Origin of the sequence: Nonomuraea sp. B1E8 (genome assembly GCF_039871515.1) — a bacterium.
Taxonomy (GTDB): Bacteria; Actinomycetota; Actinomycetes; order Streptosporangiales; family Streptosporangiaceae; genus Nonomuraea.
In genome coordinates, this window is sequence record NZ_JBDPLS010000007.1 from 102,368 (window position 1) to 122,216 (window position 19,849).

18 protein-coding genes are annotated in these 19,849 nt (G+C 72.4%); 9 read left to right on the forward strand and 9 right to left on the reverse strand.

Features of this window, described 5'->3' with window-relative positions; translation table 11 throughout:
* Positions 1-18: 18 nt before the first annotated feature.
* From ABGA98_RS23615 to ABGA98_RS23630, 4 genes are all read right to left on the reverse strand, one after another.
* Positions 19-612 carry a response regulator transcription factor gene (locus ABGA98_RS23615; protein WP_347620561.1) on the reverse strand — a complete coding sequence of 198 codons (594 nt, stop codon included), beginning with the start codon at positions 610-612 and terminating at the stop codon, positions 19-21.
* A complete protein-coding gene (locus tag ABGA98_RS23620) occupies positions 609-1,691 on the reverse strand; it encodes a sensor histidine kinase (protein ID WP_347620562.1) in 1,083 nt (360 codons plus the stop codon). Before ABGA98_RS23620 ends, ABGA98_RS23615 begins: the two co-directional genes overlap by 4 nt.
* A gap of 97 nt (positions 1,692-1,788) precedes the next feature.
* Positions 1,789-3,897 (reverse strand): DUF6351 family protein, encoded by a 2,109-nt coding sequence (locus tag ABGA98_RS23625; RefSeq protein WP_347620563.1) that lies wholly within the window; start codon positions 3,895-3,897, stop codon positions 1,789-1,791.
* A gap of 111 nt (positions 3,898-4,008) precedes the next feature.
* Positions 4,009-5,022: an alcohol dehydrogenase catalytic domain-containing protein gene (locus ABGA98_RS23630; protein WP_347620564.1), complete on the reverse strand. Its 1,014-nt coding sequence runs from the start codon at positions 5,020-5,022 to the stop codon at positions 4,009-4,011.
* Between the two features lie 330 nt (positions 5,023-5,352).
* Between ABGA98_RS23630 and ABGA98_RS23635 the strand changes: the two genes are divergently transcribed.
* Positions 5,353-6,330, forward strand: coding sequence for a hypothetical protein (locus ABGA98_RS23635; RefSeq protein WP_347620565.1), 978 nt, complete (start codon positions 5,353-5,355; stop codon positions 6,328-6,330).
* Between the two features lie 28 nt (positions 6,331-6,358).
* On the opposite strand, the gene ABGA98_RS23640 is transcribed toward ABGA98_RS23635, so the two are convergent.
* Entirely contained in the window at positions 6,359-6,808 is a 450-nt protein-coding gene (locus ABGA98_RS23640; protein WP_347620566.1) for a pyridoxamine 5'-phosphate oxidase family protein, read from the reverse strand.
* A 157-nt stretch (positions 6,809-6,965) separates the two neighbouring features.
* Between ABGA98_RS23640 and ABGA98_RS23645 the strand changes: the two genes are divergently transcribed.
* Together ABGA98_RS23645 and ABGA98_RS23650 are read left to right on the forward strand one after the other, a co-directional pair.
* Complete coding sequence (locus tag ABGA98_RS23645) at positions 6,966-7,808, forward strand: universal stress protein (protein WP_347620567.1); 843 nt, start codon at positions 6,966-6,968, stop codon at positions 7,806-7,808.
* A gap of 77 nt (positions 7,809-7,885) precedes the next feature.
* A complete protein-coding gene (locus tag ABGA98_RS23650; protein ID WP_347620568.1) occupies positions 7,886-9,580 on the forward strand; it encodes a GAF domain-containing protein in 1,695 nt (564 codons plus the stop codon).
* A gap of 47 nt (positions 9,581-9,627) precedes the next feature.
* Here the strand turns inward: ABGA98_RS23650 and ABGA98_RS23655 are convergent, their stop codons facing one another.
* Positions 9,628-10,269 carry a response regulator transcription factor gene (locus ABGA98_RS23655; RefSeq protein ID WP_347620569.1) on the reverse strand — a complete coding sequence of 214 codons (642 nt, stop codon included), beginning with the start codon at positions 10,267-10,269 and terminating at the stop codon, positions 9,628-9,630.
* 179 nt (positions 10,270-10,448) lie between these two features.
* Here ABGA98_RS23655 and ABGA98_RS23660 point away from each other — a divergent pair, with 179 nt between their 5' ends.
* The 4 genes from ABGA98_RS23660 to ABGA98_RS23675 all read left to right on the forward strand — a co-directional run bounded on the left by ABGA98_RS23660 (position 10,449) and on the right by ABGA98_RS23675 (position 14,768).
* Positions 10,449-10,976, forward strand: coding sequence for a hypothetical protein (locus ABGA98_RS23660; protein ID WP_347620570.1), 528 nt, complete (start codon positions 10,449-10,451; stop codon positions 10,974-10,976).
* Positions 10,977-11,147: 171 nt separating this feature from the next.
* A complete protein-coding gene (locus tag ABGA98_RS23665; protein ID WP_347620571.1) occupies positions 11,148-11,987 on the forward strand; it encodes a universal stress protein in 840 nt (279 codons plus the stop codon).
* 218 nt (positions 11,988-12,205) lie between these two features.
* A complete protein-coding gene (locus tag ABGA98_RS23670; protein ID WP_347620572.1) occupies positions 12,206-13,558 on the forward strand; it encodes a cytochrome ubiquinol oxidase subunit I in 1,353 nt (450 codons plus the stop codon).
* A complete protein-coding gene (locus ABGA98_RS23675) occupies positions 13,551-14,768 on the forward strand; it encodes a cytochrome d ubiquinol oxidase subunit II (RefSeq protein WP_347620573.1) in 1,218 nt (405 codons plus the stop codon). The genes ABGA98_RS23670 and ABGA98_RS23675 overlap by 8 nt, the downstream gene beginning before the upstream one ends.
* 11 nt (positions 14,769-14,779) lie before the next feature.
* Here the strand turns inward: ABGA98_RS23675 and ABGA98_RS23680 are convergent, their stop codons facing one another.
* A complete protein-coding gene (locus tag ABGA98_RS23680) occupies positions 14,780-15,661 on the reverse strand; it encodes a LysR family transcriptional regulator (RefSeq protein ID WP_347620574.1) in 882 nt (293 codons plus the stop codon).
* A gap of 61 nt (positions 15,662-15,722) precedes the next feature.
* On the opposite strand from ABGA98_RS23680, the gene ABGA98_RS23685 reads away from it, so the two are divergent.
* Positions 15,723-16,607 (forward strand): SDR family oxidoreductase, encoded by an 885-nt coding sequence (locus ABGA98_RS23685; RefSeq protein ID WP_347620575.1) that lies wholly within the window; start codon positions 15,723-15,725, stop codon positions 16,605-16,607.
* Between the two features lie 25 nt (positions 16,608-16,632).
* Entirely contained in the window at positions 16,633-16,884 is a 252-nt protein-coding gene (locus tag ABGA98_RS23690; protein WP_347620576.1) for a hypothetical protein, read from the forward strand.
* Here the strand turns inward: ABGA98_RS23690 and ABGA98_RS23695 are convergent.
* Positions 16,832-17,521 (reverse strand): FCD domain-containing protein, encoded by a 690-nt coding sequence (locus ABGA98_RS23695; protein ID WP_347620577.1) that lies wholly within the window; start codon positions 17,519-17,521, stop codon positions 16,832-16,834. The genes ABGA98_RS23690 and ABGA98_RS23695 overlap by 53 nt on opposite strands.
* A 211-nt stretch (positions 17,522-17,732) precedes the next feature.
* Entirely contained in the window at positions 17,733-19,643 is a 1,911-nt protein-coding gene (locus ABGA98_RS23700) for a sialidase family protein (RefSeq protein ID WP_347620578.1), read from the reverse strand.
* Positions 19,644-19,849 lie beyond the last annotated feature (206 nt).

The window sequence follows — 19,849 nt, forward strand, 5'->3', positions numbered from 1 at the left end:
GGCCGGTAGTGACGTTCGTCAGAGCCAGCCCTTGGACTCGGCGGCGCGCGCCGCCTCGGCCCGGTTGCGGGCGCCGAGCTTGCCGATGGCCGACGACAGATAGTTGCGTACGGTCCCGTCGGACAGGTAGAGGCGGCGGGCGATGTCGGCGATCGTGCCGCCCTCATTGGCGGCGCGCAGCACGTCGCGTTCGCGGCTGGTGAGCGGATTGGTGCCGGCGGAGAGGCTGGCGGCGGAGAGCTTGCGGTCGAACACCCTCTCGCCGGCGTGCACCCGCCGGACGGCGTCGGCCAGTTCCCCGGCCCTGGCGTCCTTGACCACGTAGCCGGCGACGCCGGCGTCCATGGCCCGCCGCAGGTATCCGGGGCGGCCGAAGGTGGTCAGGATGATCACGCGTACGCCGGTGAGCTCGGCAGCCGCGGTGAGACCGTCGCGGCCCGGCATCTCGATGTCGAGCAGCACGACGTCCGGACGGAGCCGGGCGACGGCGCCCGCGACCTCGTCGCCCCGGCCGACCTGGCCGACGACCTCGATGTCGGGCTCCAGGCCGAGCAGCGCCGCCAGCGCCTCGCGTACGAGGTGCTGGTCGTCGGCCAGCAGGATGCGGATCACGGCACGTCCGCCACGGGCAGCCGGGCGGTCAGCAGGAACCCGCCGCCCTCGGCGGCCGAGCCGTGCAACGTGCCGCCCGCCACGTGGATGCGCTCGGCGAGGCCGCGCAGCCCGTTGCCGACGGCGTCCCCGGCTCCGGCGGGCCCGCGGCCGTCGTCGAGCACCTCCGCGAACGCCTGCCCGCCCTCGACACCGAGGCGGATGTGGCAACGGCGGGCGCCGCTGTGCCGGACGACGTTCGTCGTGGCCTCCCGGACCACCCAGGCCAGAACGGGTTCGGCATCGGCCGGGAGCGGGTCCGCCGCCACCTCCAGCCGCACGCCCGCGGTGCCGAGCGCGCGGCGCGCGCCGTCGAGCTCTCCGACGAGCGACAGCTCCCGGTAACCCGCGATCGCCTCGCGCACTTCCGACAACGCCTGCCGGGAGAGCTCTTCGACGTCCCGCATCTCGGCTCTGGCCCGTTCCGGGTCGGCGATGGCGAGCCTGCCCGCGAGCTGGCTCTTCACCGTCATCACGGCCAGGCTGTGCCCGAGAAGGTCGTGCATGTCGCGGGCGAAGCGCAGGCGTTCGTTGTCCACGGCCAGCCGCTCGACCTCGACGTTCGCCTCGCTGAGCGCCTTGTTCGCGGCGTTCAGCTGGAGGAAGGCGTGCATGGCGGCGGCGAACACGACGGTCTGCAGCGGCATCCACCAGTAGTCGGCCAGTGACCTGCCGAGCAGCGGAAGGGCGAGCGCGGTCGCCCCGGCGACCGCCACGGTCACCGCCGGCAGGGCCCGTGCGGGCAGCGACGTGGCCGCCGCGGTGATGAGGAAGTACGACGTCGCGAACACCCACATCTCACCGAGTAGGGGCGCCATCGCGGCCGTGACCAGGTAGAGCAGGATCAGGGCGTACGGGGTGGCGTTGAGGTGCGGGCGCTCCAGCGCGGTCCACACGACGCGCAGGTAGAGGAGCACGAAGCACGCCATCCCTGCGAACATCAGCCCGGTCAGGGCGCCCGGAGGGCCGGACGCCAGGAACGCGGGCACCGGCCACACCAGGACGACGAGATAGGCGGAGGTCCACAGGCGGGCCTTCATGCGGTCCACCCTAGCCAGCGACCCTTCCCGCCGAACCCTGACGAATGTCATATGTCGGCGCGGCGGCCGCATGGCAGGCCGCCACGCCGGCCTCACATCACTGCGTGCCGAACGACTGCCAGGTGCCCGCGAGGCCCTGCTGCCCGACCCCGGGCGCGCTCCAGTCGCAGACCCCGCCGGGGAAGATCTTCCGCAGCCGGTCGAGCTGGGGCTTCGTCAGAGGCGTCCCGTACTCGGCGGGATCGATCGGCCGCAGCCGGCACTTGACGATGTCGTTCGCCATCGTCCCGCCCGCGACGAGCCGCGGCGAGGTCCACACCGGGTACAGCGTGTTGCAGGTGGTCGTGCCGTTGCCCGCGACCTGGGGTTCGGTGATCTTCCGGGGTTCGGGGTCACGGGTCCAGCAGGCGTCCGTGAGCTCGCGCGGCTTGTTCCGCACCACCCTGTCGGCGGGGCGGCCGGGGCGGTGGTCGGCGGCGATCGCGGTGAGCCACCGGTCCATCCGCGTCAGCGCGTCCAGGAGGACGGGGCTGTTCAGCGAGAAGCCGCCGTACCGGTTGTCCTCGACGAGCATGACCTGGTTGTCGAACGTGCCGTTCGCCTTCAGCAGCCGCTCCCGGGTCGAGAACGACTGGAAGCGCATGTGGATGTCCCCGCCCGGCGCGTCGTCGGTGTAGGCGCGGTAGTCGATCATCGGCATGCGCGCCAGGCCGGCGCCCGCGTTGAGCAGCCGCCCGCTCCGGTACGCCGCGCGCGTCGCGGCCAGGTCGGCCCGCGTCCGCTCCGGCACGTGGTTCGCGTCGGCGTCGAAGCCGCCGATCCGCTCGTTGAGGTCCAGGAACTGCTCGACCGTGATGGCCTTGTCCCGCAGCGCGCCCAACCCGTACTGGATGCCGGTGTTGTCCAGCGGCCGCCGGGCGAACCCGGTCCGCGGGTCGCGGCCGTAGACGTTCACGGTGTGGTCGTACACGTCGCACCGGGCGCCGGTCGGGTTGCTCTCCGGGTGGTAGCGCAACGGCGCGGGCAACTGGCCGGGGCAGAAGATCCGCGGGTCGATCCGGCCGCCGCCCCGGCCGAGGTTCGCGATGCTCTCCCAGCGCCCGAAGCCGGAGACCGCCTGCTGCTGCTCCTGGCTGAAGGCATCGGGCGCGACCTCGCGGAAGTAGTGGTCGAGCAGGCGCGCGTCGGTGATCGTGTTGACCGTGCCGAAGCCGACCTCGGGGAAGCTGCATCCCGAGACGATGCCGTCGAGCAGGCCGGGATAGTTGTCGCCGATCTGGTGCGTCTGGTAGGACCCGCCCGAGCAACCCCAGCCGATCGTGAACGCGGGAGCGCCGTACGCCTCGATGAAGCGTTCCTTGACCATGCTCGCCGTCTCGGCGGCCAGGAGATCGTTGCAGTTGTTGCCGAAGACGTTGAGCGACGACGACGCCACGGCGTACCCCTGGCGCACCATCCTGTCGTCCATGACGGAGCCGGTGTTGCGGCCCTGGACGTACCATCCCCTGGAGCAGCCGCCGCCGAAGGTGTAGATCAGCCGGCCGTTCCAGCCGGGCGAGCGCCGCCACGGATCCGGCTCCTCGGCGGCGGGGTCGGCCAGCATCGACATCTCGTAGACGGCCCGGTTGACGGTGCCGGTCTCCACCCGCACGATGTACGGCACTCGGCGGCCTTCGCTCGTCGTCGTCCAGGCGAGGTCGGCCGGGCGGGTCCGGCCCGCGGGCAGCGGTGCGAACTTCCCGGCCGTGGTGCGGTAGACGTGGTCGACCCGGGTGGCGATCGAGCAGTCCTCGTCGGCCGGCGGGCCGAGCTTGCTCCCGGTCACCGTGGTGAACTCGGCCGTGTCGCAGATGAACGGCTGCTCGTGCGGCCCCGAGAACACCGGCCCCGTCACCGGGTGGTCGTCGAGAACGATCCGCGCCGGCCGGACCCCGCGCGCCGACGCGGTGAGAACGTTGCGCCCGGCCCGCAGGTCCGTCACCAGTCCTTCCAGCGCCCTGCCGCCGTCGACGGGCCGGAAGGCCGAGGTCACGTCCGTCCCGTCGCGTTTCACCCGTACCTTCTCGGCGGATCCGTCCGGGACGTCGAGGCGGATCAGGGCGTTCCCGCCGGAGACGACCTGCGGGCGCGACGAGAGCATGGTGAAGTCCAGGCCGTCGCCCCCTTCCGGGGTCGTGGCGGCCACCGGGCCCGAGGCGAGGGTCACTGCGACGACCCCGGCGGCCGACAGGGAAGATAAACGACGCGCAAACGATCTCATATGGGCTTTTTACGCCATAAACGATCTCCACGCTAGAGACGTCCAGCCGCGGACGGTTCAGCGCCGTGGGTCGATGTGAATCTTCGGGCCGGGGCCGGCGCCGGGGGGACGGCGGCCGGCGAGGACCCCGGCGGTCTCGGCGAGGCCGACCGTGGCCGCCACGAGCGGGCGGGCGTCCACCGAGCCACGGGCGTAGGCGGCGATGGCTCCCTCCAGCCCGGCTGAACCGCCCAGGATGCCGACGGCGGTGACGTCCTTGAGCACCAGCTCGCGGGTGTCGATCGTGGACGGGACGCCGGCCAGCCCGATGCAGACCACGCGCCGCGCGGGTTCGACGAGCCGCGCCGCGAGGCCGGGCGACCCGGCCGCGTTGGAGGCGTCGACGACGGCGTCCCAGCGCAGTGACGGAAGCGAGGGGCGGGTCCAGACGTTGGCGAAGCCGAGCCGCCGGGCCGGCGACACGGCCTCCTCGTCGCGGCCCATCAGGTGAACGTCGGCTCCCTCGGCGTGCGCGAACAACGCCACGAGCAGGCCGATCGTGCCCGTGCCGAGGACCAGCAGCCGCTCGCCTGAGCCGAGCCCGGCGGCGCGCACGGCCCGCAGCGCGTTGCCCCCCGGCTCGACGAGCGCGCCGAGCGTGGGATCCACGGTGTCCGGCAGGCGGTGCAGGGCCGTGACGGGGACCGCGAGCCGTTCGGCCAGCGCGCCCGGGCGGCCCCGGCTGATGCCGATCTCGGCCGAGTCGGCGCAGACGTGGTGGCGGCCGTCGCGGCAGCGTTCGCAACGTCCGCAACCGAGCATGGTGTCGCCCGTGACGCGGCGGCCGAGCCAGTCGCCGTCGACGCCCTGCCCGGCCGCGGCGACGCGCCCGCACCACTCGTGGCCGGGACGTAACGGATACCAGGAACGGCCGGTGCGCAGGTAGCTCATCCCGCCGGTGAACAGCTCGACGTCCGTCCCGCACACGCCGACCCGCTCGACGTCGACGATCACTTCCCCGGGCGCCGCGGCCGGCGGCTCCACCTCGTGGACGTCGGCCTGGCCCGGGCCGGTCAGCACCAGGGCGCGCACTGGCGTGGCCTCGCATCCCGCCGGCTGCCGTTCCGCGCTCGCACCATGTCCTCCAACCCGATCCCGCCGGGACGCCGGGCCGCCGCCCGTCCAGCGGCCCGGCCACGTCCGGACATTAGACCACCGTCCCCAAGAAGGTCGGCCCCTCTGCCGCCCTGCTCCGTGAAGATCCCCTTCGGACGGCCGCGGCGGCGGGCAGCAGCGCCCGACCGGCCGCCGCGGGAACCGCGGATCGGGGGCCGACGGCCCTCCAGGCCGGGACCTTCGGCCCTGACCAGGCCCCTCTCCTGCGTGATGCGCTGAGCATGACCCCCTATGGAGGTGAAAGTCATGGCCATCCCTTCGGCGAAGCGGGTGCTCGACGCCGCGGTGGAGGCGGCGCGCTGGGCACCGTCCGTGCACAACACGCAGCCCTGGACCTTCTCGGTGTCGGGGGAGACGATCAGCCTGCGGGCCGACCCGGACAGGAAACTGCGCGTCAGCGACACCACGGGCCGCGAGGTGCTGATCAGTTGCGGAGCCGCCCTGTTCACCATGCGTACGGTGCTGCGCCACGAGGGCTTCGAGCCCGTCGTACACGTCCTGCCGGACCCCGACCGCCCGTCGTTGCTCGCCACGCTCCGGCCGGGCGCCGAGGTGCAGCCCGACGAATCCACCGAGGTCCTGGCCGGCGAGATCCGGCACCGCCGTACCCACCGGGCGGGCTTCGCCGACGTGCCCGTGCCGGACAGGCTCATCGACCGGCTGAGCGCGGCGGCACTGAACGAAGGGGCCAAGCTGACACCCGTCCGCTCCCCGGAGGCGGTCGACGTGCTCGCAGCGCTCACCCAGGCCGCCCAGGGCGTGCAGGCTCAGGACCGGCGCTTCAGCCTGGAGGTGATCCGCTGGGCCAGGCCACCCGGCAGCAGCCGCACCGACGGGGTGCCCGCCGACGGCTACCCTCGCGCGGCGGCGCCGACCGAGCCGCGCTTCCCGCAGCGGGACTACGCCTGGCGGCATGACTGGGGCTACGACGCCGACCCGCGCGGCGCTGCCGCCGTCGGAGTCGTGGCGCTGCTCACCACGCAGGGTGACGGCCGCCAGGAGTGGATCGCCGCGGGGCAGGCGCTGCAGCACGTTCTGCTGTGTGCTTCGGCGTACGGCGTCAGCGCCGCCTTCCACACCCAGGCGCTGGAGATGGGCCTGCTGCGCGAGTTCATGAGGCAGGGGCTCTGCTCGGGTGAGCACCCGCAGATGCTCATGAGGTTGGGCGTCACCTTCGACGAGAAGGGCTCGGTGCGCCGTCCCCTGTCCGAGGTCGTGTGGTGAGGGCCGGGCGGGCCGACCTCGGGGGTCGTCAGAGGCCGTGGATGCGGCGGCCGGTGACCTGGTGCGGGACGACGCGAATGTACAGGTGGCGCTCGCCGCCCGCCCACGGGGTGACGTCGGCATCGGGCGTCTCGTCGTGCGGCACATGGTGGGCCGGACCCTGGATGAGGACGCTCCAGCCCTCCCGCCGAGCCACGTCGATCTGGTCCACCTGGAAACCGATCTTGATGTCCACGCCCTCCAGCCCGGTGCGCAGGTCCTGATCCATCGGCCCGCCGTAGGAGGTGCGGAACACGATGGCGCCGTCGTGGACCGTGTAGTTGACGGGCAGCACCGTCGGCCCGTGCGAGCCGGTGAACGCCACGCGTCCGATCCCGCCGGGCGCCACCAGCCGCAGGCACTCCTCGCGATCGAGCACTTCCGGTGGGGATCCTGCCGTATCCGTACGCGAGGTCCCGAAGTCGCCACTGCTTGTCATGCGGGTCTCTCCCTTCCGGTGATGGTCACGACGATGACGCTACCCATGTGCCCCCGCGGCAGACAGGGTCCTTCGGCCCGGGGAAAGCCGACCTCCGGCCCTGCACCCGGCAGGGGCGAGCGGGTTCCGATGGAGGTGCGACGAAGGAGGGCATGTCATGATCATCGTAGGAGTGGACGGCTCCGTGGCCTCACGAGCCGCCGTGGAATGGGCGGCGGGCGACGCCTTCCGCATGGGGGTGCCGCTGCGGATCGTGTACGCGGTCGACCGCAGCCCGTACCAGGTCGGCAAATATGCGAGCATCGGCCTGCCCGATCTGCTGCTGCGCGAAGGGCTGAGGATTCTGCGCGAGGCGGAGGAACTCGTTCACGAGCGCCGGCCCACCGTTGAGGTCACCACCCGGCACGTCGAGGGCAGGCCCGCCGCGGTCCTGCGCGAGCAGGCCGCGGACGCCACCGAGGTCGTGGTGGGCAGCCGCGGTCTCGGCGGATTCGCCGGCGCCCTGGTGGGCTCGGTCAGCACGCACGTGGCCGGGCATGCGCACTGCCCCGTCGTGGTCGTGCGCGGCGAGAACCGCCCGGTACACGGGGAGATCGTCGTCGGCGTGGACGACTCACCCGAATGTGAGCCCGCGCTCGCCTACGCCTTCCAGCAGGCGGAACTGCGGGGAGCCGCCCTGCGCGCGGTGCACGCCTGGCAGCTCCCGGTGCACGTCTACGCACCGGAGCTCGTCTACGACATGGACGAGGTCCGTACGGCGCAGCACCAGGTCGTGCGCGTCCGGCTGGCAGCCTTCGCCGAGAGTCATCCGCACGTGAAGACCATCGAGGACGTTCCTTCCGCGCATCCCGTGGACGCGCTCACCGACGCGTCCGAACGAGCGGACCTGCTGGTGGTGGGCTCGCACGGACGCGGCGCCCTGAGCGCGATGGTGCTCGGCTCGGTCAGCCGGGGCGTCCTGCACCACGCCCGATGCCCGGTGGCGGTGGTCCGCGCCTGACCTCCGGCCGGTGGGTGTGGCGACCATCCCGTGTCCCGCGGTGGGCGACGTGCCGTCCAGGTGCGAAACTGAGCGGTATGTCGGAGAGCGAGCGTCACCCGCTGCTGCCCCAGATGCGGCTCGATGAGCTGCTGGCCGAGTTGCAGACGAGGCTGAACGCCGTGCTGGCCACGCGCGATCGGGTGCACACCCTCCTGGAGGCGGTCGTGTCCGTGGGCAGCGACCTGGACCTGGAGACCGTGCTGCGGCGGATCGTGGAGACCGCGACCAGGCTGGTCGACGCCAGCTACGGGGCGCTGGGGGTGGTCGGGGAGGAACACACGCTCATCCAGTTCATCCCGGTGGGGCTGAGCGAGGAGGAGATCGCGAGGATCGAGCACTGGCCGCACGGGCTCGGCCTGCTCGGGTTGCTGATCAAGGACGCGCGGCCGCTGCGGCTGGGCCGCATCTCCGACCACCCGGAGTCGTACGGCTTCCCGCCGGGCCATCCGCCGATGGGCACGTTCCTCGGAGTGCCGGTACGCGTGCGGGACGAGGTGTTCGGCAACCTCTATCTGACCGAGAAGCGCGGCGGCGGCGAGTTCGACGAGGAGGACGAGGCCGTCGTCGTCGCGCTGGCGACCGCCGCCGGCGTCGCGGTGGAGAACGCCCGCCTGTACGAGGTCTCGCGCCGGCGCGAGACCTGGCTGCAGGCGTCCACGGAGATCACCACGAGCCTGCTGTCCGGCGTCGGCTCCCGCGAGGTGCTCACCACGATGGCGGCGCGCGCCCGCCGGATGTGCGACGCGGACCTGGTCCAGTTCCTGCTTCCCGACTCGTCCGGGCAGGCACTGACCGTCGACGTGGCGGAGGGCGAGGGAGCGGACGAGTCGCTCGCGATGAGATTCGAGGTCGAGGCCACGCTGGCCGGCGAGGCTTTCACCCGGGGCGAGCCGAGGTCCGATCCGGATCTGGCCGCCTATCCCGACTCGCCGCTGCGACGGCCGGGGTACGGGCCCGGTCTCGCGGTGCCGCTGGGGACACCGCCCCGGGTGCGAGGCGTCCTCATGCTGGCCAAGCGGGGCGGGCGGCTGCCGTTCAGCAGGGCCGACCAGCAGATGGTCGAGTCGTTCGCGGGCCAGGCCGCGCTCGCGCTGGAGCTGGCCGAGGCCCGCCGCGACGCCGAACGGCTCGGCCTGCTGGAAGATCGGGACCGCATCGCCAAGGACCTCCACGACGTGGTCATCCAGCGGCTGTTCGCGACCGCGATGACGCTGATGAGCACCGTCCGGCTGGTGGAGCGGCCGGAGGCCTCCAAGCGGCTGCAGCACGCGATCGACGAGCTGGACGAGACGATCCGGCAGATCCGCTCGTCCATCTTCGCCCTGCAGACGCCGCGCGAGGAGGCGGCCCCGAGCCTGCGGGCGCGGATCGTCGACCTGGTGGAGGGAGCGAGCGGCCACCTGGGTTTCATGCCGGGCCTGCGCATGGAGGGCCAGATCGACGCCCTGGTGCCCGAGGCCGTGGCCGAGCACCTGCTCGCCGTGCTCCGCGAAGCCCTGTCCAACGTCGTGCGCCATTCCCACGCCACCCGCGCGGAGGTCTCAGTCGAAACCTCCAAGGGCCGGCTCACCCTCGTGGTCACCGACAACGGCGTCGGCCTGGGGGACAGCGCTCGCCGCAGCGGCCTGCGCAACATCGGCGAACGGGCCGGCCACCTGGGCGGGGCCGCGGAGCTGGAGACCCCGGACGGCGGCGGCACCAGGCTGCGCTGGCACGTCCCGCTCCCTTGACGCGTGCCGCGCGAGGACACGGGGAGGCACTGAGCACAGCGCCTGGCTCATTCACGCTTGCCGGCCCGCAGCCGGGCCGACAGCGCGGCCGCCTGGGTGCGGCGCTGCATGTTGAGCTTGGACAGCAGGTTGGAGACGTAGTTCTTGACCGTCTTCTCGGCCAGGAACAACCGCTCGCCGATCTGCCGGTTGGTCAGCCCTTCGCCGATCAGGTCGAGGATGTGGCGTTCCTGTTCGGTCAGTTCGGCCAGCGGATCCTTTCTGGCGGCCTGCTCGCGTAGCCGTTGCAACATCGCCGCGGTGGTCTGCGGGTCGAGCAGGGACTGCCCGGAGGCGACCGTGCGTACCGCGCCGACCAGGTCGGAGCCGTGGATCTGCTTGAGCACGTAGCCGGAGGCGCCGGCCATCACCGCGTCGAACAGAGCGTCATCGTCGGCGAACGAGGTGAGCATCAGGCAGGCCAGCCCGGGCACCTGCGAGCGGACCTCCCGGCACACGTCGACGCCGTTGCCGTCGGGCAGGCGCACGTCCAGCACCGCCACGTCCGGCCGGAGCGCGGGGATGCGGGCCATCGCCGATTCGGCGGTCCCCGCCTCGCCGACGACCTCGATGTCGTCCTCGGACTCCAGCAGGGCGGCCACCCCGCGCCGCACGACCTCGTGGTCGTCAAGGAGGAACACACGAATCATGCCTCCGACACTAGTCAAAGACGCGGGACCGCCCAAGCTTCACGTCAGCCCGCCTGCCCGGGCCACGGCGGGACCAAGGTCCTTGAGCCGCGGGTCCTCCGGCACTGCTTCACGAGGGCCGCCAACGGTGTGATGGAGGTGCGACAGGGACGACGATTCAGCACCGAAAGGGAACCGCCATGGCCGCCACCGACACCAGGCCCGTCACAGAGACGGGCACCACCACCGCCGCACGCCGCCCGGTCGACTACGTCTGGGCGATCGTCCGGATCTCGATCGGCTGGATCTTCCTCTGGGCGTTCCTGGACAAGACCTTCGGCTGGGGGTTAGCCACCCCGGCCGACCGCGCCTGGATCGCGGGCGGCAGCCCCACGACCGGCTTCCTCAAGGGCACCGGCGACCACGCGCTCGGCGGCTTCTTCTCGATCCTCGCCGGCCAGGCGTGGGTGGACTGGCTGTTCATGGCCGGCCTGCTCGGAGTCGGCCTGGCGCTCGTCCTCGGCGCCGGCACCCGCGTCGCCGCCGTCGCCGGCGGCCTCATGCTCGTGCTGATGTGGGCGGCGGAACTGCCCCTGGCCACCAACCCCTTCATGGACGACCACATCGTCTACTCGATCGTCCTCGTCGGCCTCGCCCTCGCCGACGCCGGCACCACGCTCGGACTCGGCAACCTGCCGATCATCCGGCGCAACCCCTACCTGAAGTAGGGCGTACGTCCACGCGCCGCCTCCGGCCACCGGAGGCGGCGCGTCGTTCTGCGCACCGGGTCCGCCGCGGGCGGCCCGGTAGGGACCAATGGCCCTGGTGGCCGGGGACCTCGTGCTCCTGCGCTGGGTGCCGGCGCCGCGCGAGGCTGGAGGAAAGCGAGGAGGTGCGTGATGGCCGGACACATCGTGGCCGGCGTGGACGGGTCCGTACCGGCGAGGTCGGCCGTGGAATGGGCCGCCGCCGACGCCCAGCGCAGAGGGCTGGGCCTGCGGATCGTACACGTGTGCGAGCAGTGGCGCTACGGGGATGAGGGGACGAAGTACTGTGCCGGGACGCTGGCCGCGGCCGCCGATCGGGCACGAGGCCTGACGCGCGACGTCGAGGTGACCACGGAACTGCTGCCCGGCAACGTGATCGACACCTTGATCGGTGAGTCGGCGTCCGCGGACAGCGTGGTGCTGGGCAGCCGAGGGCTCGGGGGGTTCGCGGGGCTCGTGGTCGGCTCGGTCGGCCTGGGGGTCGCCGGGCACGCCACCGGACCGCTCGTGCTCGTCCGCGGTCCGTCCGTCGTGCAGTACGGGCGGGTGGTCGTCGGGGACGACGGCTCCGACGACTCCGAGGCCGCCGTGAAGTACGCCGTCGACCAGGCCCGCGTCCGCGGCCTGCCGTTGCACGTCGTGTTCGCCTGGCAGATTCCGATCGCCCCGCCGCTGGCGGCCGGGTACAGCATGCTCATCGAGAGCACCCGCGAGGAGGACATCCGCAGGGCGGCCGAGCGCGTGGCGCCCTGGCAGGAGAAGAACCCGGATGTCGCGATCATCGGAGAGCAGGTGGTCGGCCATCCGGCCGACGTCCTGATCCGGGCGGGCGGGACGGCGGATCTGGTGGTGGTGGGCTCGCGCGGCCGGGGCGGCTTCGCCTCCGCGGTGCTCGGCTCGGTCAGCCACGCGGTGCTGCACCACGTGACCTGCCCGGTCGCCGTGGTACGGCCCCGAACGCACCAGGCGTGAGCCGCCGGTGGCGGCTGCCGCCCGGCGTCATCGGGTCCGTGGCGGCGCACAAGGCGTCCGCGGTCTAGTCGCCCACCCGGCGAGTCTCACAGAGAGTCACGAGAGGCTGCTTATAGTGTCGATCGCAGGCGCCTCCACCATGTCGGAGGGCTTCGTCATGGACCGGACCCGGCTGCCGGCTGTACGCGTGGTCGACACGGCCAGAGGTGAGAGGCGACATGAGCGCGACGATCGCGGCTCTCGGTGGCGCGTTCACGTCCATCGACCAGGAATACCTGTTCGAGGCGCGGCAGATGCAGGCGCTGTCGCTCGCCGTGCACATCCCGCTGGTGTGCTTCGGGATCGCCTTCCCCGCGATGGTCCTGTTCTGCGAGTGGCGTTACCTGCGGACCGGGGACATGCTCTTCCGCACGCTCGCCAGGCGCTGGTCGAAGGTGATGCTGGCGCTGTTCGCCATCGGCGTCGTGACCGGGACGATCCTCAGCTTCGAGCTGGGGCTGCTGTGGCCGGGTTTCATGGCCGGCTTCGGCGACGTGTTCGGGCTGGGGTTCACGCTGGAGGGGTTCTCGTTCTTCACCGAGGCGATCTTCATCGCGATCTACGTGTACGGGTGGGATCGCCTGCGGCCCCTGCCACACTTCCTGGCGGGCATCCCCGTGGCGATCGCGGGGGTCCTGGGGTCACTGTTCGTGATCTCCGTCAATGGCTGGATGAACCACCCGGCCGGGTTCAGGATGCAGGACGGTCGCGCCGTCGACGCGCACCCGTGGTCGGCGTTGTTCGCCAACGGCTATTTCTGGCACGAGTTCGTCCACATGTATTTCGCGGGCTTCATCGTCGCGGGGTTTCTCGTCGCCGCCCCGTACGCGTGGGGCTTCCTGCGCGGCCGCCGGGACCGATACCGCCGCACGGCCCTGACCGTCGCGCTGTCGGCCGCGGCGGTCGCCGCGCCGCTGCAAGTGATCATCGGTGACTGGGCCGCGCGCGAGGTCGCGCAGCACCAGCCGGTGAAGCTGGCCGCGCTGGAAGGGCTGGGGCAGACCACGCGCGGTGCCCCCGAGCACCTGCTGGGCTGGTACGACGGCCAGGAGGTCGTCTACGGCATCGCGATCCCGCGCCTGCTGTCGCTGCTGGCCTTCCACGACCCGGACGCGACGGTTCAGGGCCTCAACACGGTGCCGGTCGAGGACCAACCGCCGGTCAACGTCGTACGCCTGGCCTTCCAGAGCATGGTCGGCATCGGGACGCTGCTCGCGCTGCTCAGCCTCATCTACCTCTATGTCCGGTTGCGTCACAAACGGTTGCCCCGCTCACGCTGGTTCTTCCGCGCGGTCGTCCTGGCCGGCCCGTTGTCGGTCGTCGCGCTCATCTGCGGGTGGATCACCACCGAGGTCGGCCGCCAGCCCTGGATCGTGTACGGGATCATGCGAACCAGCCAGGCGGTCACCGGCGCGTCCGGAATACCCATCGGCTACGGCACTCTGATCGTGGTCTACCTGGGACTCGCCGGCGGCGTCGTGTGGCTGCTGCACCGCTTCAGCCGCGTGCCGATCGAGGACCACGATGGCTGAGATCCCCATGGTGTTCATCCTCGCCGGTCTGGCCGCCTACACCGTGCTGGCCGGCGCGGACTTCGGCGCGGGGCTGTGGACGCTGCTGGCCGGCCGGGGAGAAGCCGGGCACCTGGCGATCCGGCACCACGCGCGCCACGCGATGGGACCCGTGTGGGAGGCCAACCACGTCTGGCTGATCTTCGTGCTGGTCGTGTGCTGGACGGCCTATCCCGTGGCCTTCGGCTCGATCACGTCCACGCTGGCGGTGCCGCTGTTCGCCGCCGCGGTCGGGATCATCCTCAGGGGCGCCTCCTACGCGCTGCGCGGCCAGCTGGAGGGGGCCGCCGGCGAGCGGCCGATCGAGTACCTGTTCGCCCTCTCCTCGATCCTGACGCCGTTCGCGCTGGGCACGGTCGCGGGCGCGATCGCCTCCGGCCGCGTCCCGGTGGGCAACGCCGCGGGGGACCTCGTCACCAGCTGGCTGAACCCCACCTCACTGCTCATCGGCGGGCTCGCGGTCGCCGCCGGGGGATATCTCTCCGCCGTCTACCTCGCCGCCGACGCGCGCCGGTTCGGTTCCAGAAGCCTGGAGCGCGACTTCCGCGCCCGCGCCCTCGTGTCGGGCGGATGCGCGGGCGCGTTCGCGCTGGCCGGCCTCATCGTCGCCCGTTACGACGCCCCGCTGCTGTTCGCCGGCCTGACCAGCGACGGCGGCGCCGTGATGGTCGCCGTCTCCGGCGTGGCGGGGATCGCGACCCTGCTGCTCGTCTGGCGCGAGCGCTTCGGCCTGGCCCGCGCCTCGGCGGCGGTCGCCGTGGCGGCGATCGTGGCGGGCTGGGCCATGGCGCAGAGGCCTCGCCTCCTGCCCGGCCTGACGGTGGAGCAGGCCGCCGCCGGCCCGTCGACGCTGCTCGCCGTCGTCGTCGCCGTCGCGGGCGGAGCGGTCGTGCTGCTTCCCTCGCTCGTCTTGCTGTTCCGCCTCTTCCTCCGCGGCACCCTGGACCCCGGCGCCGCCACCGGCACCGGAACCCCCTCCCCGCCCGCCGCCGCCCGCCGGGCCGGACGCCGCAGGCTTGAGGGCTTCGCCCTCGCCACGCTGCTCGTCGGCGCGGGCGTGACCGTGCTCGCCGAACCCGGCTTGCTCCTCGCTCTCGGCGTCGTCTGCCTGTTCGCCTGCGCGGCGGCGACCTTCGCCCTCGTGACGGCGGAGCCGGACCAGCAGGCCTGACGGGGACGCGGTCACCGCGCGGCGATCTCGCGCACGACCCGCACGAACTCGCCCACCAGCGGGTTCACCGTGCCGGGCGGCCACGCCAGCGCGATCCTGAGCGGCTCCACGTCGGTGATGGGCAGCCACGTCAGCTCGGGATGCGCGTAGTACTCCGCCATCGAGCGGGCGCCGATGCACACCGCCGCTCCCGCGGCCACGTGCTCGAGCATCTCGTCGACGTTGTCGTTCTTCGGCCCCCAGACCGGCGCGGACCCGTCAGGCCGGGGGTTCACCGCCCACCAGTCGACCCACGCGGCCGGCGCCACCTCGGTCCACCCGATCGGCTCGTCACGCAGGTCGGCCATCCCCACGGAATCCCGGCCCGCCAGCCGGTGGTCCGCGGACACCGCCACCCACCTGCGCTCCGTGGCGACCACCTCGCTGCGCAGCCCGGTCAGGTCGGCCGGCAGCCACACGAAGGCGACGTCCACCTGCCCGTCCCGGAGCGCCCGCGTCTCACCCGCCCACTCGAACCGTTTCGGCTCGATCGCGGCATCCGGGCGGCGGACGGCGAACGCGGCCCGCGCCCGCCGGGCGAGCGGGCCGCCGCCCGCGACGACGAACCCGACCCGCAACACGTTCCGCGTGGCCGCGGCGGTGGTCCGTACGAGTCTCGTCGTCTCCTGCCACTCGGCGATGTGGCGGCGTGCCGCGGTCAGCAACTGCTCGCCGGCCGGGGTGAGCCGGACCTCGGGCCGGGTGAACAGGTCGGCGCCGAGCCGCTCCTCCAGCTGCCGGATCTGCCGGGACAGCGACGGCTGCGCCACGAACAGCTCCTTCGCGGCCTGCGTGAAGCTCAGCCGTTCGGCGACCGTGACGAAGTAGCGCAACACCCGGGTGTCCACGTCCATGCCTGAAATGTATGGGCACAGGTATTGGCCCGTGGAGTCCCCCGGCTGGTTGCCTGTCGGCATGACCACGCGCAAGCCAGATCTCCGCACGCCGTCGAGAAGGGCCCTGCTCACCGCGAGCGCCACCGCGGCGGCGGCCACCGCCCTCACCTCCGGCGCCGCCGCCGGCACACCCCAGCAGCCACGTGACCGGTTCGCCGGCAAGGTCGTCCTGATCACCGGCGCCACGTCCGGTATCGGCGAGGCCACCGCCCGCGCGTTCGCGGCCGAGGGGGCGGCGGTGTTCTTCTGCGGCCGGCGCGAGGCGCTCGGCGACAAGGTCGCCGCGAGCATCCGGGCCGCGGGCGGCAAAGCCACCTTCCGGCGGGCCGACGTCCGCGAGGAGGGCCAGGTGCGCGACTTCGTCGAAGCCTGCGTACGCCGCCACGGCCGGATCGACATCGCCGTCAACAACGCCGGGATCGAAAGCCCCCGCGCGGTCCGCGTGCACGAGCAGACCCTCGCCGACATGGAGGCCGTGTGGCGCACCAACGCCGCAGGCGTCTTCCTCGCCATGAAGTACGAGGTCCCGAGGATGCTGGAGCGGGGCCGCGGCGCCATCGTGAACACCGCGTCGGTGTCCGCCGAGGTCGGGTGGGCCACGATCGCGCCGTACAACGCGAGCAAGCACGCCGTCGCGTCGCTGACGAAGGTGGCGGCCCTGGAGTACGCGGCCGACGGCATCCGGGTGAACGCGCTGGCGCCGGGCGCCGTGGACACGCCCATGTTGCGGCGTGCGGCCGAGGCGTTCGGGGTGACGTACGAGCAGATCGCCCAGGACTACCCGATCAAGCGGATCGTCGCGGCCGAGGAGATCGCCAGGGTCGTCATGTTCCTCGCCTCGGACGACTCGAGCGCCGTCGTGGGCCACGACCTCGACGCCACCGGCGGCTACCTCGCCGGTTAGGGCGGGGAGCGCAAGGTTGCGACCCGTGCACGGTCAGCGCCTCGTCACGGCGCCGGTGGGCCTGGCTCTGGGGCTGGGCCTGCCGGCCGCGCTCGGGCCGGGTGTGGACGTGTCCGCGTTCGCCGGTGGCCTGCCCGTCTCCGGTCACACGCCGTCGGCGCGGTTCACGTCGGCCCGGATCAGGTCGGTGCGGGTCAGGTCGGTGCGGGTCAGGCCGGTGCGGGTCAGGTCGGCGCGGGGAGCGGCCGGGCCTTCGCCCGCGCGATGCGCGCCTTGACGTCGCGGAAGTGCAGCCGCATCGCCTCCCGGGCGGCGTCGGCGTCACGGGCGCGCAGCGCCGCCACGATCCGGCGGTGGTTGACGACGATCTCCGCGGTCCGCTCCTCCGGCGGGCCGAGTGTCGGCTCGACCTCGTGGTAGACGTCCCAGAACAGCCCGATCAGCTGCAGCACCAGCTCGTTGCCGCACGATTCGTACAGCAGCGCGTGGAACGCCCGATCGGCTCCACGGTCGCGGTCCATGCCGTTGACCAGGGCGTCCAACGCGGCGAGGCGGGTGGCGCTGGTGCTCCGGGCCACCTGGCCGATCAGCCCGGTCTCGAGCAGCTCGCGGACCTCGACCAGATCGTGCAGCGCGCGGATCCCGCCGCCCTGGCCCGAACGCACCTGGAAGGCGAGCGACGGGGTCAGCACGTCGAGCGACGCGTGCCCGACGAACGTCCCATGTCCGTGCCGGATCTCGACGATGCCCAGCGCCCGCAGGGCCCGCACGGCCTCACGGACGCTGTTGCGGCTCGCCCCGAGCAGGGCCATCAGCTGCACTTCGGTGGGCATCGGCGCTCCGGGAGCCAGCCCGCGCTCGTGGATCAGGGCGATGATGCGCTCCTGAAGCGACGCGCCGTCACGCGTAGGCATGCTGCCTCCAGGCTCGTCGAAGACCTTGTGTCGAACATCCCACCTCTCAGTCTCCGAGAGCCAGGCGGTGAAGGAGATTTTACGCCGACTACACGGACGGGCCACCGGACGCACGCCGCTCGTTCAACCCGCAGGACGTCCTACGTCCCGGATGCATGGCGATGGCGCCCACGGGTCTCCGCGAGCGCCATCGCCGGGCGGTTCGTGCCCCTCAGCCGACGTGATCGAACGGCAGCCACAGCCCGAGCCGGCCGCCGACCGGGAGGTTCCGCTCCCGGATCAGGTCCAGCTCGGCGCCGGTGAGGGCGCGCCGGTAGACGCGTACCTCGTCCAGCGTCCCGCGGAAGCGGTCCGCACCGTCCAGCCGCTGTCCGACGTGGATCCCGTCGAGCCCGAACTCCTTGCCGAGCGTCAGCGAACCGGCCGGCACCGGCGCCGACGAGACCTGTACGCCGTCCACCAGCAGCCGGAGCTCGCCGCGTTCCCGCTGGAGCGCCACGAAGTGCCACTGCCCGTCGTTGTACGCGCTCGGCGACTGCACGGTCACGTCGAACCGGTCGACGGCGAGGACCGCCCGGATGCGGTTGCTCGCCGGCTCGGCCCGCAGCCACAGCCCCGGCGGGTTGGTGCCCCGGTCCACGCGGTGGAACCAGAGGATCGCGTGCGAGCCGGCCGTTTCCGAGTACCGGATCCAGGAGGTCAGCGTGAAGTCCTTCGCGCCGAGGTCGATGGACTCGTCGAACGCCACCTCCACCCGGTCGTCCACCCGGTCCAGGGCCAGCCCGCCGCCGAACCGCCCGTCGGTGGTCTGCGCACCACCGCGGACGTACGCCGTGTTGCCGTGCGGCGACCTGTCGGGCGTCGTCGGGCCGGGCGCGGGCGGACCGGGGATGCCGGGCGGAGTGCCGTTCGGCGTCTCCAGGTACGCCTCGTTGAACCGCGCGAACCGGATCTGCTCGTACGGCGACACGTCGCCGGCCTCGTACATCAGGGCCGCCTCGGCGCCGTCCAGCCGCACCATGTCCGAGTACGCCGACGGCCCCCAGTGGAAGACCTTGCCCTCGTTCCAGGTCTCGAAGCGGCGCCCCTCGTCGGAGGACGACCGGATCCCCATCGCCTCACGGGCGCCCGGGTGCATCGGCGAGGAGAAGAGGATGCGCTTCTCGCCGAACCGCAGCAGCGACGCCTGGACGTCGGTCGTCGCCAGCGCCGGCATGGTGCGGAACGGCGCGTCCCACGTCTCGCCGCTGTCGCTGCTGGTCGCGTACGCCCGGCTGCCCTCGTCGGTGCCGCGCTCGCGGGCCGAGGCGTAGATCCGCCCGTCGTCGAGCTCGACGACGGTGACCTCCTGGGCGATCATCGTGCCGTCGTCGGAGGACGTCTCGGCGCCGATGTTCCAGGTCACCCCGCTGTCGTCGCTGTAGAGCAGGTGCGTGCCGTAGGCGTGCGCGCCGACCCGGTCCCAGCTCTCGTAACTCGCCCCGACGACCAGCCGGCCGGCGTGCGGGCCGTGCTTGAGCTGGATGCCGTGCATGGGGCCGGTGGCGTACCAGTGGTTCCACTCCGGACGCTTGCCCTCGGTCATCTCCCTGGCGGCCGACCAGGTCGCCCCGTGGTCGTCGCTGACCTGCACCCAGGGGTCGCGGTCACAGCCGTTCGGGCACGGCTCGGCGCCGTTGTGGGTGCTCACCAGCACGACCCGCCCCGTACGCTCGTCGACGATCGGCACCGGGTTGCCGTGGGTCGTGCCGTTCCCCTCCGAGACCACCTGCAGCGGTCCCCAGGTCCGCCCGCCGTCGGCGGAACGGCGCAGCACGAGGTCGATGTCCTCGTCGTCGCCGCAGTCCTTCACCCGCCCCTCGGCGAAGGCCAGCAGCGTGCCGTCCGCGGCCCGCACCACGGCGGGGATCCGGAAGCAGGCGTATCCGAAGTCGCCCCGCTTGTAGAGCACCTGCTCGTCCACGAACGGCGCGGTGTCGCCGGTCGCGGAGGTCTCTGCCGGCGCGGCTGCCGCGGGCGCGCCGAGCACGCCGACGAGTAAGCCTGCGACCACCAGTACGGCGCCCGCCCGGCGGCGCGGCGAGCGCCCGGCACGGCCCTGCGGGGGGTGAGCATCGTGCATGTCTTCGCCCTTCCTGGCATGAGAGTGTGAGGGGACGTCCTACGTCCAACGTAGGATGTCAAAGTTTCCGTGAACAGGGAATGGTCGCCAGAGGACGGATATGTTGCGGGCCGGTAACGGCGTCCCGGGTGCCGTGGCGGGTTGCGAAGTGGTTGACCTGGTCGTCCGGAGCGGGTGCCGGGACAGGAACGCGGCCACGGTGGCGC

Bases quoted from the DNA above. Each gene is read 5' to 3' on its own strand.
- ABGA98_RS23620 (WP_347620562.1), bottom strand. From the start codon at position 1,691: ATGAAGGCCCGCCTGTGGACCTCCGCCTATCTCGTCGTCCTGGTGTGG.
- ABGA98_RS23635 (WP_347620565.1), top strand. From the start codon at position 5,353: ATGGCCATCCCTTCGGCGAAGCGGGTGCTCGACGCCGCGGTGGAGGCG.
- ABGA98_RS23640 (WP_347620566.1), bottom strand. From the start codon at position 6,808: ATGACAAGCAGTGGCGACTTCGGGACCTCGCGTACGGATACGGCAGGA.
- ABGA98_RS23645 (WP_347620567.1), top strand. From the start codon at position 6,966: ATGATCATCGTAGGAGTGGACGGCTCCGTGGCCTCACGAGCCGCCGTG.
- ABGA98_RS23650 (WP_347620568.1), top strand. From the start codon at position 7,886: ATGTCGGAGAGCGAGCGTCACCCGCTGCTGCCCCAGATGCGGCTCGAT.
- ABGA98_RS23655 (WP_347620569.1), bottom strand. From the start codon at position 10,269: ATGATTCGTGTGTTCCTCCTTGACGACCACGAGGTCGTGCGGCGCGGG.
- ABGA98_RS23660 (WP_347620570.1), top strand. From the start codon at position 10,449: ATGGCCGCCACCGACACCAGGCCCGTCACAGAGACGGGCACCACCACC.
- ABGA98_RS23665 (WP_347620571.1), top strand. From the start codon at position 11,148: ATGGCCGGACACATCGTGGCCGGCGTGGACGGGTCCGTACCGGCGAGG.
- ABGA98_RS23670 (WP_347620572.1), top strand. From the start codon at position 12,206: ATGAGCGCGACGATCGCGGCTCTCGGTGGCGCGTTCACGTCCATCGAC.
- ABGA98_RS23675 (WP_347620573.1), top strand. From the start codon at position 13,551: ATGGCTGAGATCCCCATGGTGTTCATCCTCGCCGGTCTGGCCGCCTAC.
- ABGA98_RS23680 (WP_347620574.1), bottom strand. From the start codon at position 15,661: ATGGACGTGGACACCCGGGTGTTGCGCTACTTCGTCACGGTCGCCGAA.
- ABGA98_RS23685 (WP_347620575.1), top strand. From the start codon at position 15,723: ATGACCACGCGCAAGCCAGATCTCCGCACGCCGTCGAGAAGGGCCCTG.
- ABGA98_RS23695 (WP_347620577.1), bottom strand. From the start codon at position 17,521: ATGCCTACGCGTGACGGCGCGTCGCTTCAGGAGCGCATCATCGCCCTG.
- ABGA98_RS23700 (WP_347620578.1), bottom strand. From the start codon at position 19,643: ATGCACGATGCTCACCCCCCGCAGGGCCGTGCCGGGCGCTCGCCGCGC.